Source organism: Klebsiella sp. Shm-1 (assembly GCF_040804525.1).
Lineage (GTDB): Bacteria > Pseudomonadota > Gammaproteobacteria > Enterobacterales > Enterobacteriaceae > Klebsiella > Klebsiella pneumoniae.
Genome location: NZ_CP161823.1, coordinates 4,946,857 through 4,960,808, shown reverse-complemented (window position 1 = coordinate 4,960,808; position 13,952 = coordinate 4,946,857). Strand labels below are relative to the sequence as shown.

Below are 13,952 nucleotides of genomic sequence, written 5' to 3'. Positions count from 1 at the left end.
CAGTTAAAAAAGGACATGGCTTGTCAGACGACGGATGGAGTAACAGATGCGATCGGCCCTGACGGACTGACGCGAACAGCAGTTTACTCTTGTTCCCTTCGCAGGTATTAGCCTGATCAGGTTCCGCGGATCCCGAATTAACGGTCTCAGCCTTTTCCACGTTAGCCTGCGCATGGAAAATAGGCACTCCGACAAGATGAAATCCCTCCGCAGAGGGATAATGTACGTAAATTACGCGTTAACGGTTCACAACTCAAGCGGTCGGCGCAATATTATCGCGCACGTCATTGCTCAGGTTATGGGCGACAGCCAGGGCGATCAGTTTATCTTCCAGCGCGAAACGCGCCTCCAGCGACTCGCCGATATCCGACAGCGCCTGCTGAAATTCAAGATAGTTATCGTGATCGATGGCGTTTTCGAGGCAGGTATCGTAGTAGTCCATCATCTGCTGGGTATTGGCTTCCAGCTGCGGGTAAAGCCGGGTGGCGGCTAAAAGAGGGGTATCGCCTTCCATTTCGCCAATAATGCGTTCATAAATACTAAAATGACCGGATGAGAGGTAATCCACCAGACTTTGGCAAAAGTCATCCAGCGCCTTTTCGTTTAGCCGCATAAACGACTCTTTGCCCGGTTTCAGGCCAACCAGGTTGTAGTAAGCCACGAGCAGATGCTTACGCACTTGTAGCCAGCGATCGACCAGTTCATTACTACCGCCAACGCGCTCCGTCAGATTTTCCAGCTGGTTTAGCATGATTGACTCCGCTAGTTTTGATTTAAATCTGCTCACCAAAATGTAAATATAATGTTAACAACATGCCAGTGAAGCAAAGGTAGTGCAATAGATATGGATCGTATTATTGAAAAATTAGATCGCGGCTGGTGGGTTGTCAGTCACGAACAAAAATTATGGTTGCCTGGTGGAGAATTACCACATGGCGAAGCGGTTAATTTCGATCTTGTCGGCCAGCATGCGCTGCATATTGGCGAGTGGCAGGGCGAGTCCGTGTGGATGGTGCGCCAGGATCGTCGCCATGACATGGGATCGTTGCGCCAGGTGCTGGATCAGGATCCGGGACTCTTCCAGCTGGCTGGGCGGGGGATCCAGCTCGCCGAATTTTATCGCTCGCATAAATTTTGCGGTTACTGCGGCCACCCGATGCATGCCAGCAAAAGCGAATGGGCGATGCTGTGCAGCCACTGTCGTGAACGTTACTACCCGCAAATTGCCCCCTGCATTATCGTGGCAATCCGTCGCGACGATGCGATCCTGCTGGCGCAACATACGCGCCATCGCAACGGCGTGCACACCGTGCTGGCCGGCTTTGTCGAGGTCGGCGAAACCCTTGAGCAGGCGGTGGCTCGCGAGGTGATGGAGGAGAGCGGTATTCGGGTAAAAAATCTGCGTTACGTGACCTCTCAGCCATGGCCGTTCCCGCAGTCGCTGATGACCGCCTTTATGGCGGATTACGCAGATGGCGAGATCGTGGTCGACAAAAAAGAGTTACTGACCGCGGACTGGTATCGCTATGACGACCTGCCGCTTCTGCCGCCGCCGGGGACAGTGGCGCGGCGGCTAATCGAAGATACCGTCGCGATGTGTCGGGCAGAGTTCGAGTGACATGTTACACTGGGCGTATCAACGCTAAAGGAATGTAAAAATGACCGAACTGAAGAACGATCGTTACCTGCGCGCGCTGCTGCGTCAGCCGGTTGATGTCACCCCGGTGTGGATGATGCGCCAGGCGGGCCGCTATTTACCTGAGTACAAAGCCACCCGTGCGCAAGCGGGCGACTTTATGTCGCTGTGTAAAAATGCCGAGCTGGCCTGCGAAGTGACGCTCCAGCCGCTGCGCCGTTACCCGCTGGACGCGGCGATCCTCTTTTCGGACATCCTGACCATCCCGGACGCCATGGGGCTGGGGCTGTACTTTGAAGCTGGCGAAGGTCCGCGCTTCACCTCGCCGGTAAAAAGTAAAGCCGACGTCGACAAGCTGCCGATCCCGGATCCGGAGCAGGAGCTGGGCTATGTAATGAACGCCGTGCGCACCATTCGCCGCGAACTGAAAGGCGAAGTGCCGCTGATCGGTTTTTCCGGTAGTCCATGGACGCTGGCTACGTACATGGTGGAGGGCGGCAGCAGCAAGGCCTTCACCGTGATTAAAAAGATGATGTACGCCGAGCCGCAGGCGCTGCATGCGCTGCTGGATAAGCTGGCGAAGAGCGTTACCCTGTATCTCAACGCGCAGATCAAAGCCGGCGCGCAGTCGGTGATGATTTTTGACACCTGGGGCGGGGTGCTGACCGGCCGCGACTATCAGCAGTTCTCCCTCTACTACATGCATAAGATCGTCGATGGCCTGCTGCGGGAAAACGAAGGCCGTCGCGTGCCGGTGACCTTGTTCACCAAAGGCGGTGGTCAGTGGCTGGAAGCGATGGCGGAGACCGGCTGCGATGCGTTGGGTCTCGACTGGACCACCGATATTGCCGATGCTCGCCGTCGCGTGGGTAACAAAGTAGCGCTGCAGGGCAATATGGATCCGTCGATGCTCTATGCGTCCGCCCCGCGTATTGAAGAAGAAGTGGCGACCATTCTTGCCGGCTTTGGCCAGGGGGAAGGCCACGTCTTTAACCTTGGACACGGTATTCATCAGGACGTTGACCCCGAGCATGCGGGCGTCTTTGTTGAGGCTGTGCACCGTCTGTCCGCACCCTATCACCAGTAGGAGATAAGCCCTATGGATTTAGCCGCACTACGTACCCAACAGCAACAGTTAGCCGCGTCGGTAGAGCGTGCGGATCGACTGGATCGCGAACCGCCGGCGTTGATCGGCGGCGCGGACGTCGGGTTTGAGCAGGAAGGGGAGATCACCCGGGCTGCGATGGTGCTGCTGACCTGGCCTGAGCTTGAGCTGGTGGAGTATCAGGTGGCGCGGGTCGCCACCTCTATGCCCTATATTCCCGGCTTTCTCTCGTTTCGCGAAACGCCTGCGCTGCTGGCGGCGTGGGAGCAGCTTTCGCAAAAACCGGACCTGCTCTTCGTTGACGGACACGGCATTTCTCATCCCCGGAGATTGGGCGTCGCCAGCCATTTTGGCCTGATGATTGATGTGCCGACTATCGGAGTGGCGAAAAAACGCCTGTGCGGCAAAATTGGCGACCTGGGTGATGAGCCTGGCGCGCTGGCCCCGCTGATGGATAAAAATGAGCAACTGGCCTGGGTCTGGCGCAGCAAAGTGCGCTGCAACCCGCTGTATATTAGCACCGGCCACAGGGTAGGCATGGACAGCGCTTTAATGTGGGTTGAGCGTTGCATGCGAGGCTACCGTCTGCCCGAGCCGACGCGCTGGGCCGATGCGGTGGCGTCCCGTCGTCCGTCGTTTGTGCGTTGGCAAGCAAATCACAGCTGATTCAGGTACACTGCGCCTAATTTCTGACTTCGAGAATTCATCATGTTACAAAACCCGATTCACCTGCGCCTGGAGAAGCTGGAAAGCTGGCAGCATGTCACTTTTATGGCCTGCCTGTGCGAACGTATGTATCCCAACTACGCGATGTTCTGCAAGCAAACCGAGTTTGGCGACGGCCTGCTTTATCGTCGTATCCTGGACCTGATCTGGGAAACGCTGACGGTTAAAGATGCGAAGGTGAATTTCGACAGCCAGCTGGAGAAGCTGGAAGAGGCGATCCCGGCGGCAGATGATTTCGACATGTACGGTGTCTATCCGGCCATAGACGCTTGCGTGGCGTTGAGTGAACTGATTCATTCTCGTCTGAGCGGCGAAACGCTCGAGCACGCGATCGAGGTGAGCAAGACCTCCATCACCACCGTGGCGATGCTGGAAATGACCCAGGAAGGTCGCGAAATGACCGACGAAGAGTTGAAAGCGAATCCGGCGGTAGAGCAGGAATGGGATATTCAGTGGGAAATTTTCCGCCTGCTGGCCGACTGTGAAGAGCGTGATCTTGAGCTGATAAAAGGCCTGCGCGCGGACCTGCGCGAGGCTGGCGAGAGCAATATTGGTATAAATTTTCAGCAGTGAGACCAGAAAACGTGATTTACCGCCTGAATTGTAGCGTCTGAAGGCTTCCATTCCGCCCCCCGTCTGGTCTACATTTGGAGGGCGAAAAAAAGTGGCTATCGGTGCGTGTATGCAGGAGGGTGCTTTTTTGGCATTTCCGTCGCACTCGATGCTTAGCAAGCGATAAACACATTGTAAGGATAACTTATGAACAAGACTCAACTGATTGATGTAATTGCGGACAAAGCTGACCTGTCCAAAGCACAGGCTAAAGCTGCCCTGGAATCTACCCTGGCTGCAATTACTGAGTCTCTGAAAGAAGGTGATGCTGTTCAACTGGTTGGTTTCGGTACCTTCAAAGTGAACCACCGCGCTGAGCGTACTGGCCGCAACCCGCAGACCGGTAAAGAGATCAAAATCGCTGCAGCTAACGTGCCGGCATTTGTTTCTGGCAAAGCACTGAAAGACGCAGTTAAGTAAGACCGCGTGGCAGTGAACAGTTTTATCGAAGGGGCTATTAAGCCCCTTTTGTCTGTCTGGCGCCGGCCTCTGGCGCTGGCGGGCATCCTGTTGCTGACTGCCTGCAGCCACGACACGTCGCTACCGCCGTTTACCGCCAGCGGATATGCGGACAATCAGGGAGCGATGCGCATATGGCGTAAAGATTCTGGCGATGAAGTCCATCTTCTCGCCGCCTTCAGCCCGTGGCGTCACGGGGACACCTCGACCAGCGAATATCGCTGGCAGGGCGATCAACTGGCGCTTATCGAACTCAATGTCTATGGCAAACCGCCGGAACATATTCGCGCCCGTTTCGACGCGCAGGGCGATCTGAGCTTTATGCAACGGGAAGTGGACGGGCAGAAGCAGCAGCTCTCCAGCGACCAGGTCGCGCTATATCGTTATCGCGCCGAACAGATCCGCCAGACCAGCGACGCCCTCCGCCAGGGGCGGGTCGTCCTGCGGCAGGGGCGCTGGAACGCTGCCGCGCATACCGTGCTGACCTGCGAAGGGCAGACGGTTACGCCCGACCTCGATAGCCGGGCCCTGGCGCACATTGAACGCCGCCAGAGCCACGCTTCCGCCGCAGTGAGCATTGCCTGGCTGGAGGCGCCGGAAGGCTCTCAACTGCTGCTGGTCGCCAATGAAAACTTCTGCACCTGGCAGCCGACGGAAAAAAGCTTCTAACCTTTACCAGTGGTTCATGCCCATATGACCGCCGGCGCTACCGCGACAGCCGCCATATCCCATTCCTGCGCCGCGGGGAACGCCTGCCTCAGCCAGGGCGATATCAAACTTCACCCGCTGCTGATCCAGCTTCTGGCGTAAGCCTTCCATCTCCTGAGCGACAGCTTCAATCTTCCCGCTGTCCGGCTTTTGCGCCGTGAGCAGCGCATTGTACTCATAGCGTTTGGACTGCAGCTGCTGGCGCAGGGCGCTGGTTTGCGCATAGTAATCGTTATGCAGCTTTTGCACGGTAGCCTGCTGCTCCTGGGTCAGCTGACTGTAGCCCTGGTTGCCCATCCCGTTATTGTTGCCCCAGTGGTGGTTGGCCCAGGCCGCGTTGCTGGCGAAGGTCAGCGCGGCAAAGGTAACGAGGGCGAGAGGTAAGGTACGGTTCCGTTTCATGGCATTTTCTCCTGTGTGGTTTCCCTCGGTATTGCATCTTCCATGCCAGTCTGAAAAAGCCCGTCTGTGTGGGCCTGCCGAAGCCGTTGCCAAGGAGAGCGAGTAAAAATGACCCGTTCCGCCAGGGTCAGGCGAGTCATTTTTACTCGCTTAAGCGCAGGCGATATGTTTGAGAGCAGGATTGGCCGCGCGGAAACATGGCATGATTTCTGCTGAAGGAGCCTGCAGATAGTGAAAAAGAGATGACAAGGACTCGCCGATGAAGATCAAATCTCTCTCCCGGGACGCCGCCGCTGGCGCGCTGAGCTGGCTGCTGACCGGCACGGTTGTGCTGCTGGTCATGCTGTTCTCCGCGATGATCGTCCGCGACTACGGTCGCGAGACGACCGCTGCCCGACAAACCATTGAAGAGAAAGGGAGCGTGCTGATCCGCGCGCTGGAGTCCGGCACGCGCGTCGGGATGGGGATGCGTATGCATCATGCGCAGCTGCAGGCCCTGCTGGAAGAGATGGCCTGGCAACCGGGCGTCCTGTGGTTCGCGGTGACCGATGAAAACGGTAAAATTATCGCCCATAGCGATCCGCAGCAGGTGGGTAAAACGCTGTATAGCCCGGCGCAGATGCGTGCGTTAGCGGTTGGCGAACAGGCCCGCTGGCGCCGGCTTAGCGAACCGCAGCCGGCGCTGGAGATCTATCGCCATTTTCGCCCGCTTAATCCGGCCCGCGGCCACCATATGGGAATGATGAACCGCGGCAATAGCGCCCTGGCTCAGGCCATCGTCCCGCAGGTGATTTTTATCGCCTTTGATAGCCGCGAGCTGGATGCCGCGCAGGCCCGCGGGCAGCGGAATATGGCCATCATGCTGGGTGCCGCCGCGCTGGTGATAGCGGCGACGATCCTCGCTCAGTTCTGGTTCCGCCGCTATCGTCGCTCGCGGAAACAGCTGCTGGAGGCGATGGCCCGCAAGGAAAAGCTGGTGGCGCTTGGCCATCTGGCGGCGGGGGTCGCGCACGAGATCCGCAACCCGCTCTCGTCGATTAAAGGGCTGGCGAAATATTTTGCCGAGCGCACGCCGCCTGGCGGCGAGTCGCATCAGTTAGCCCAGGTGATGGCCAAAGAGGCTGATCGCCTGAACCGGGTGGTCAGCGAGCTGCTGGAGCTGGTCCGGCCCGCCCATCTAAACTACCAGACAGTCGATATCAACGCGCTTATCCGCCACTCATTGCAGTTGGTAAGCCAGGATGCGCAGAGCCGCGGGATCGCGCTGCAATTTACTCCGCGACCTGAGTTAACCACGATCAGCGCCGACCCCGATCGCCTGAATCAGGTGCTGTTGAATCTGTACCTGAATGCAATGCAGGCGATTGGCCGTGACGGCGTCATTCGCGTAACAGCAAGCGAAGCCGATCGTCAGCGGGTGAAAATCGTCGTCACGGATAGCGGTAAGGGGATGAGCGATGAAGAGTTACAGGCTATCTTCACGCCGTATTTCACCACCAAGGCGGACGGCACCGGGCTGGGGCTGGCCGTAGTGCAGAATATTATCGAACAACATGGCGGGACGATCCGCGCCGAAAGTCAGCCGGGAGCTGGAGCGATATTTACGCTTTGGTTACCGGTGGATGCTCAACGGAGGGAAGATGAGCAGCGATAAAGTACAGATTCTGGTCGTTGATGATGACATCAGCCACTGCACGATCCTGCAGGCGCTGCTGCGCGGCTGGGGCTATCAGGTGGGGTTGGCTCACAACGGCCTGCAGGCGCTGGAGCAGATCCATCAGCAGGTCTTCGACCTGGTGCTGTGCGATATCCGTATGGCGGAGATGGACGGTATCGCAACGTTAAAAGAGATTAAGGCCTATAACCCGGCGATACCGGTTCTGATCATGACGGCGTTTTCCAGCGTCGGTACGGCGGTAGAAGCTATTAAGTCCGGGGCGCTGGATTATCTGGTTAAACCGCTGGATTTTGACACCCTGCAGCAGACGCTGGTTCAGGCATTGGCGCACACCCGGCAGAGCGAGAGCGACCCCAGCGTTGCGACGGATTCACGGTGGGGCATGATTGGCGACAGCCCGGCGATGCAGGCGCTTCTTAACGATATTACGCTGGTGGCCCCTTCGGACGCGACGGTGCTGATTTATGGGGAGTCGGGAACCGGTAAGGAGCTGGTGGCGCACGCCATCCACGCCTGCAGCGAGCGTCGTGACAAGCCGTTGGTCACGCTCAACTGCGCGGCGCTGAATGAGTCACTGCTGGAATCCGAGCTATTCGGTCATGAAAAAGGGGCGTTTACCGGGGCGGATCGGCGGCGGGAAGGACGCTTTGTCGAAGCGGATGGCGGCACGCTGTTTCTTGATGAGATAGGCGATATCTCGCCAGTGATGCAGGTCCGCTTGCTGCGGGCGATTCAGGAGCGGGAGGTGCAGCGGGTCGGCAGCAACCAGACGCTTGCCGTTGATGTGCGGCTTATCGCCGCCACCCATCGCAACCTTGCGGAAGAGGTGAGCGCCGGGCGCTTTCGCCAGGATCTCTATTACCGACTCAACGTCGTGACCATCGAGATACCGCCGCTGCGCCGGCGACGGGAAGATATTCCGCAGCTGGCGCAGCATTTTCTCAAACGCTATACCGAACGCAATCGTAAGACGGTAAAGGGGTTCACGCCACAGGCGATGGACCTGCTGATCCACTACCCCTGGCCGGGCAATATTCGCGAGCTGGAAAACGCGGTGGAGCGGGCGGTGGTGCTACTGACCGGAAACTATATCTCTGAGCGAGAACTGCCCCTGGCGATCGCCGGTACGCCGCTGCCATCAGTCGGGAGCGAGGAGGGGGGAATTCAGCCGTTAGTGGAAGTGGAGAAAGAGGTGATTCTGGCGGCGCTGGAAAAAACGGGCGGCAACAAAACCGAAGCCGCCCGTCAGTTAGGCATTACGCGCAAAACGCTGCTGGCGAAACTTAGCCGTTAGCCTTTTCACGTTCGATGGCGCGCCAGCCGATATCGCTACGGCTAAAGCTACCGTCCCAGCGAATGTCGGTCAGCAGCTGATAGGCGCGCTGCTGCGCCTGCGCCACGGAGTCACCCAGCGCGGTGACGCACAGCACGCGCCCGCCGTTGGTGACCACGCGCTGGTCGTCAGACAGTTTGGTGCCGGCGTGGAAGACCTTACCGTCTGCGACTTCCTGCTGCGGCAGGCCGTAGATCTCATCGCCCGTATTGTAGCTGCCCGGATAGCCGCCGGCGGCAACCACCACGCCCAGCGACGCGCGGTCATCCCACTCGGAGGTTTTCTCGTCCAGCTTGCCCGCGCAGGCGGCGAGGCACAGCTCGACCAGGTCGGACTTCATGCGCAGCATGATCGGTTGGGTTTCCGGGTCGCCAAAGCGGCAGTTGAACTCAATCACCTTCGGGTTGCCCTGCTTGTCGATCATCAGACCGGCGTAGAGGAAACCGGTATAGGTGTTGCCTTCAGCGGCCATGCCTTTCACGGTTGGCCAGATAATCCGCTCCATGGTGCGCTGGTGGACTTCGTCAGTAACCACCGGCGCCGGGGAGTACGCCCCCATCCCGCCGGTGTTCGGGCCGGTATCGCCGTTGCCGACGCGCTTGTGATCCTGGCTGGTGGCCATCGGCAGGACGTGCTCGCCGTCGACCATCACAATAAAGCTAGCCTCTTCGCCATCGAGGAACTCTTCAATCACGATGCGGTGGCCTGCGTCGCCAAAGGCGTTGCCGGCCAACATATCTTTGACCGCCGCTTCGGCTTCCTCGAGGGTCATCGCCACGATAACGCCTTTACCCGCCGCCAGACCGTCGGCTTTGATGACGATCGGCGCGCCTTTCTCGCGCAGATAAGCCAGCGCAGGCTCCACTTCGGTGAAGTTCTGGTATTCCGCCGTCGGAATATGATGACGGGCGAGAAAATCTTTGGTGAAGGCTTTTGAGCCTTCCAGCTGCGCGGCGCCTTCGGTTGGCCCGAAGATGTTCAGCCCGGCGGCACGGAACGCGTCGACCACGCCAATGACCAACGGCGCTTCCGGGCCAACGATGGTCAGATCGATGTTCTCATCCTGCGCGAAGCGAAGCAGCGCCGGAATATCGGTGACGCCGATGGCGACGTTTTGCAGCGACGGCTCCAGAGCGGTACCGGCGTTGCCCGGCGCGACGTAGACGGTATCAACCAGCGGCGACTGAGCCGCTTTCCAGGCCAGCGCGTGCTCGCGCCCGCCGTTGCCGATTACTAATACTTTCATCTGCTGCTCCAGGAATTAATGGCGGAAGTGGCGCATGTCGGTGAAGATCATGGCGATGCCGTGTTCGTCAGCGGCGGCAATCACTTCGTCGTCACGGATAGAGCCGCCCGGCTGAATAACGCAGGTGATGCCTACCGCGGCTGCGGCATCGATGCCGTCGCGGAACGGGAAGAAAGCGTCAGAGGCCATGGCGGAACCTTTCACTTCCAGACCTTCATCACCGGCTTTAATTCCGGCGATTTTCGCTGAGTAGACGCGGCTCATCTGACCGGCGCCTATGCCGATGGTCATATTATCTTTGGCATAAACGATGGCGTTGGATTTGACGAATTTCGCTACTTTCCAGCAGAACAGCGCATCGCGCAGCTCTTGCTCGCTCGGCTGACGTTTGCTGACCACGCGCAGTTCGCCCGCGGTGACCATACCGAGATCGCGGTCCTGAACCAGCAAGCCGCCATTGACACGTTTGAAATCGAGACCCGCGACGCGAGCATCCCACTGGCCGCAGACCAGTACGCGGACGTTCTGCTTAGCGGCGGTGATTTGCAGCGCTTCTTCGCTAGCGGATGGCGCGATGATCACTTCGACGAACTGCCGAGAGATGATCGCCTGCGCGGTTTCAGCATCCAGCTCGCGGTTAAAGGCAATGATGCCGCCGAACGCGGAGGTCGGGTCGGTTTTGTAAGCGCGATCGTAGGCGTCAAGAATCGAGTTGCTGACGGCAACGCCGCACGGGTTGGCGTGCTTAACGATAACGCAGGCCGGCTCGTTGAACTCTTTTACACACTCCAGCGCCGCATCGGTATCGGCAATGTTGTTATAGGAGAGCGCTTTGCCCTGCAGCTGAGTGGCGGTCGCCACGGAGGCCTCTTTTACATTCTCTTCTATATAGAAAGCCGCCTGCTGGTGGCTGTTTTCGCCGTAGCGCATATCCTGCTTCTTAATGAAGTTCAGATTCAGGGTACGCGGGAAGCGGCCAGCGGCTTCTTTGCTTTCGCCGTGATAGGCCGGAACCATGCTGCCGAAGTAGTTGGCGATCATGCTGTCGTAAGCGGCGGTGTGTTCGAAGGCTTTAATGGCGAGGTCGAAGCGGGTGGCCAGCGTGAGGGAACCTTCGTTGGCGTCCATCTCATTAATGATGGCGTCGTAGTCGCTGCTCTTAACCACGATGGCGACATCTTTATGGTTCTTCGCCGCGGAGCGCACCATAGTCGGGCCGCCGATATCGATGTTTTCCACCGCGTCTTCCAGCGAGCACCCTTCACGAGCGACGGTCTGGGCGAACGGGTAAAGGTTCACGACAACCATATCGATAGGCGCGATACCGTGTTGCTGCATGATACCGTCATCCTGACCGCGACGACCGAGGATGCCGCCGTGTACTTTCGGATGCAGGGTCTTCACGCGTCCATCCATCATTTCCGGGAAACCGGTGTAGTCAGAGACTTCGGTAACCGGCAGGCCTTTATCTGCCAGCAGGCGAGCGGTGCCGCCGGTGGACAGCAGCTCGACACCACGAGCGGAAAGCGCCTGCGCGAATTCGACGATACCGGCCTTGTCAGAAACACTGAGCAGAGCGCGGCGGACTGGACGACGTTGTTGCATGGTATTAAATCCCCAGGATTTGAACATTACAGAGAGCGTTAGGTGAGTTTTTGCCTAAAAACTCACCTAACGCACCCAACCGGGCATCCGTGTCATAGCGCGGCATTGTAACGAAAACGTTTGCGCAACGCTCGCGAATTTTTATGTTTCTCTCCAGGCCGGTGATTCTCCTTATATATAGCTGGCGATCCACGGGGCTAGCGGTCATGTTTTTACGCTCTCCTGTGGATAATTCTGTGTGTAACGAGGTATAAAGCGGGGTTTTGCTGGGGAATGCAGCAGTCAGTCATTTTTCTGCCATTTTTCTATTGCGGACGCTCGAGAACTCCCTATAATGCGCCTCCATCGACACGGCGGATGTGAATCACTTCACACAAACAGCCGGTTCGGTTGCAGAGAAAAATCCTGAAAAACGGGTTGACTCTGAAAGAGGAAAGCGTAATATACGCCACCTCGCGACAGAGCGCTAAAGCGCGTCGCAACTGCTCTTTAACAATTTATCAGACAATCTGTGTGGGCACTCAAAGTGACATGGATTCTTAACGTCCTCGGACGAAAAATGAATACCAAGTCTCAAGAGTGAACACGTAATTCATTACGAAGTTTAATTCTTTGAGCATCAAACTTAAATTGAAGAGTTTGATCATGGCTCAGATTGAACGCTGGCGGCAGGCCTAACACATGCAAGTCGAGCGGTAGCACAGAGAGCTTGCTCTCGGGTGACGAGCGGCGGACGGGTGAGTAATGTCTGGGAAACTGCCTGATGGAGGGGGATAACTACTGGAAACGGTAGCTAATACCGCATAATGTCGAAAGACCAAAGTGGGGGACCTTCGGGCCTCATGCCATCAGATGTGCCCAGATGGGATTAGCTAGTAGGTGGGGTAACGGCTCACCTAGGCGACGATCCCTAGCTGGTCTGAGAGGATGACCAGCCACACTGGAACTGAGACACGGTCCAGACTCCTACGGGAGGCAGCAGTGGGGAATATTGCACAATGGGCGCAAGCCTGATGCAGCCATGCCGCGTGTGTGAAGAAGGCCTTCGGGTTGTAAAGCACTTTCAGCGGGGAGGAAGGCGGTGAGGTTAATAACCTCATCGATTGACGTTACCCGCAGAAGAAGCACCGGCTAACTCCGTGCCAGCAGCCGCGGTAATACGGAGGGTGCAAGCGTTAATCGGAATTACTGGGCGTAAAGCGCACGCAGGCGGTCTGTCAAGTCGGATGTGAAATCCCCGGGCTTAACCTGGGAACTGCATTCGAAACTGGCAGGCTAGAGTCTTGTAGAGGGGGGTAGAATTCCAGGTGTAGCGGTGAAATGCGTAGAGATCTGGAGGAATACCGGTGGCGAAGGCGGCCCCCTGGACAAAGACTGACGCTCAGGTGCGAAAGCGTGGGGAGCAAACAGGATTAGATACCCTGGTAGTCCACGCCGTAAACGATGTCGATTTGGAGGTTGTGCCCTTGAGGCGTGGCTTCCGGAGCTAACGCGTTAAATCGACCGCCTGGGGAGTACGGCCGCAAGGTTAAAACTCAAATGAATTGACGGGGGCCCGCACAAGCGGTGGAGCATGTGGTTTAATTCGATGCAACGCGAAGAACCTTACCTGGTCTTGACATCCACAGAACTTTCCAGAGATGGATTGGTGCCTTCGGGAACTGTGAGACAGGTGCTGCATGGCTGTCGTCAGCTCGTGTTGTGAAATGTTGGGTTAAGTCCCGCAACGAGCGCAACCCTTATCCTTTGTTGCCAGCGGTTCGGCCGGGAACTCAAAGGAGACTGCCAGTGATAAACTGGAGGAAGGTGGGGATGACGTCAAGTCATCATGGCCCTTACGACCAGGGCTACACACGTGCTACAATGGCATATACAAAGAGAAGCGACCTCGCGAGAGCAAGCGGACCTCATAAAGTATGTCGTAGTCCGGATTGGAGTCTGCAACTCGACTCCATGAAGTCGGAATCGCTAGTAATCGTAGATCAGAATGCTACGGTGAATACGTTCCCGGGCCTTGTACACACCGCCCGTCACACCATGGGAGTGGGTTGCAAAAGAAGTAGGTAGCTTAACCTTCGGGAGGGCGCTTACCACTTTGTGATTCATGACTGGGGTGAAGTCGTAACAAGGTAACCGTAGGGGAACCTGCGGTTGGATCACCTCCTTACCTTAAAGAACCTGCCTTTGTAGTGCTCACACAGATTGTCTGATGAACGTAAAGAAGCAAGGCGTCTTGCGATTGAGACTTCAGTGTCCCCTTCGTCTAGAGGCCCAGGACACCGCCCTTTCACGGCGGTAACAGGGGTTCGAATCCCCTAGGGGACGCCACTTGCTGGTTCGTGAGTGAAAGACGCGTGCCGATGTATCTCAAAACTCATCTTCGGGTGACGTTTGAGATATTTGCTCTTTAAAAATCTGGATCAAGCTGAAAATTGAAACGAC

At 57.3% G+C, this 13,952-nt stretch carries 12 protein-coding genes, 1 tRNA gene, 1 rRNA gene and 1 riboswitch; of the genes, 10 read left to right on the top strand and 4 right to left on the bottom strand.

The genetic code is table 11. The features are described 5' to 3' along the window. Window positions 1-76: 76 nt before the first annotated feature. Window positions 77-201, bottom strand: a riboswitch (TPP riboswitch). 52 nt (window positions 202-253) lie between these two features. After that, complete coding sequence (locus AB1E37_RS24185; protein WP_002884324.1) at window positions 254-751, bottom strand: Rsd/AlgQ family anti-sigma factor; 498 nt, start codon at window positions 749-751, stop codon at window positions 254-256. A 93-nt stretch (window positions 752-844) separates the two neighbouring features. Here AB1E37_RS24185 and nudC point away from each other — a divergent pair, with 93 nt between their 5' ends. From nudC to AB1E37_RS24155, 6 genes are all read left to right on the top strand, one after another. Next, complete coding sequence (gene nudC / locus AB1E37_RS24180) at window positions 845-1,618, top strand: NAD(+) diphosphatase (protein WP_002884327.1); 774 nt, start codon at window positions 845-847, stop codon at window positions 1,616-1,618. Window positions 1,619-1,658: 40 nt separating this feature from the next. Beyond that, the gene (hemE, locus tag AB1E37_RS24175) at window positions 1,659-2,723 is read left to right on the top strand and encodes a uroporphyrinogen decarboxylase (RefSeq protein ID WP_002884329.1); all 1,065 of its coding nucleotides are present in this window, start codon (window positions 1,659-1,661) and stop codon (window positions 2,721-2,723) included. A gap of 12 nt (window positions 2,724-2,735) precedes the next feature. Then, entirely contained in the window at window positions 2,736-3,407 is a 672-nt protein-coding gene (gene nfi, locus AB1E37_RS24170) for a deoxyribonuclease V (protein ID WP_032448193.1), read from the top strand. A 42-nt stretch (window positions 3,408-3,449) separates the two neighbouring features. Continuing rightward, complete coding sequence (locus AB1E37_RS24165; protein WP_002884331.1) at window positions 3,450-4,040, top strand: YjaG family protein; 591 nt, start codon at window positions 3,450-3,452, stop codon at window positions 4,038-4,040. Window positions 4,041-4,226: 186 nt separating this feature from the next. Next, window positions 4,227-4,499: a nucleoid-associated protein HU-alpha gene (gene hupA, locus AB1E37_RS24160; protein WP_002884342.1), complete on the top strand. Its 273-nt coding sequence runs from the start codon at window positions 4,227-4,229 to the stop codon at window positions 4,497-4,499. Window positions 4,500-4,511: 12 nt separating this feature from the next. After that, a complete protein-coding gene (locus AB1E37_RS24155; RefSeq protein WP_002884344.1) occupies window positions 4,512-5,207 on the top strand; it encodes a DUF1481 domain-containing protein in 696 nt (231 codons plus the stop codon). Between the two features lie 3 nt (window positions 5,208-5,210). Here AB1E37_RS24155 and zraP read toward each other — a convergent pair whose 3' ends face one another. Beyond that, on the bottom strand, window positions 5,211-5,648 hold the full coding sequence (gene zraP, locus AB1E37_RS24150; RefSeq protein WP_002884346.1) for a zinc resistance sensor/chaperone ZraP: 438 nt from the start codon (window positions 5,646-5,648) through the stop codon (window positions 5,211-5,213). A 259-nt stretch (window positions 5,649-5,907) separates the two neighbouring features. Between zraP and zraS the strand changes: the two genes are divergently transcribed. Both zraS and zraR read left to right on the top strand, forming a co-directional pair. Continuing rightward, window positions 5,908-7,302, top strand: coding sequence for a two-component system sensor histidine kinase ZraS (zraS, locus tag AB1E37_RS24145; RefSeq protein WP_023302348.1), 1,395 nt, complete (start codon window positions 5,908-5,910; stop codon window positions 7,300-7,302). Next, window positions 7,289-8,620 (top strand): sigma-54-dependent response regulator transcription factor ZraR, encoded by a 1,332-nt coding sequence (gene zraR / locus AB1E37_RS24140; RefSeq protein WP_004192667.1) that lies wholly within the window; start codon window positions 7,289-7,291, stop codon window positions 8,618-8,620. The genes zraS and zraR overlap by 14 nt, the downstream gene beginning before the upstream one ends. Here the strand turns inward: zraR and purD are convergent. Together purD and purH are read right to left on the bottom strand one after the other, a co-directional pair. Continuing rightward, on the bottom strand, window positions 8,610-9,905 hold the full coding sequence (gene purD / locus AB1E37_RS24135; protein WP_002884357.1) for a phosphoribosylamine--glycine ligase: 1,296 nt from the start codon (window positions 9,903-9,905) through the stop codon (window positions 8,610-8,612). The two genes, zraR and purD, sit on opposite strands and share 11 nt — an antisense overlap. Before the next feature lie 15 nt (window positions 9,906-9,920). Beyond that, window positions 9,921-11,510, bottom strand: coding sequence for a bifunctional phosphoribosylaminoimidazolecarboxamide formyltransferase/IMP cyclohydrolase (purH, locus tag AB1E37_RS24130; RefSeq protein ID WP_032448194.1), 1,590 nt, complete (start codon window positions 11,508-11,510; stop codon window positions 9,921-9,923). A 627-nt stretch (window positions 11,511-12,137) separates the two neighbouring features. On the opposite strand from purH, the gene AB1E37_RS24125 reads away from it, so the two are divergent. After that, window positions 12,138-13,677: ribosomal RNA gene (locus AB1E37_RS24125) — 16S ribosomal RNA — on the top strand. 85 nt (window positions 13,678-13,762) lie between these two features. Further along, window positions 13,763-13,838 (top strand) — tRNA-Glu (locus AB1E37_RS24120). Window positions 13,839-13,952 lie beyond the last annotated feature (114 nt).

Bases quoted from the DNA above. Each gene is read 5' to 3' on its own strand.
- AB1E37_RS24185 (WP_002884324.1), bottom strand. From the start codon at position 751: ATGCTAAACCAGCTGGAAAATCTGACGGAGCGCGTTGGCGGTAGTAAT.
- nudC (WP_002884327.1), top strand. From the start codon at position 845: ATGGATCGTATTATTGAAAAATTAGATCGCGGCTGGTGGGTTGTCAGT.
- hemE (WP_002884329.1), top strand. From the start codon at position 1,659: ATGACCGAACTGAAGAACGATCGTTACCTGCGCGCGCTGCTGCGTCAG.
- nfi (WP_032448193.1), top strand. From the start codon at position 2,736: ATGGATTTAGCCGCACTACGTACCCAACAGCAACAGTTAGCCGCGTCG.
- AB1E37_RS24165 (WP_002884331.1), top strand. From the start codon at position 3,450: ATGTTACAAAACCCGATTCACCTGCGCCTGGAGAAGCTGGAAAGCTGG.
- hupA (WP_002884342.1), top strand. From the start codon at position 4,227: ATGAACAAGACTCAACTGATTGATGTAATTGCGGACAAAGCTGACCTG.
- zraP (WP_002884346.1), bottom strand. From the start codon at position 5,648: ATGAAACGGAACCGTACCTTACCTCTCGCCCTCGTTACCTTTGCCGCG.
- zraS (WP_023302348.1), top strand. From the start codon at position 5,908: ATGAAGATCAAATCTCTCTCCCGGGACGCCGCCGCTGGCGCGCTGAGC.
- zraR (WP_004192667.1), top strand. From the start codon at position 7,289: ATGAGCAGCGATAAAGTACAGATTCTGGTCGTTGATGATGACATCAGC.
- purD (WP_002884357.1), bottom strand. From the start codon at position 9,905: ATGAAAGTATTAGTAATCGGCAACGGCGGGCGCGAGCACGCGCTGGCC.
- purH (WP_032448194.1), bottom strand. From the start codon at position 11,510: ATGCAACAACGTCGTCCAGTCCGCCGCGCTCTGCTCAGTGTTTCTGAC.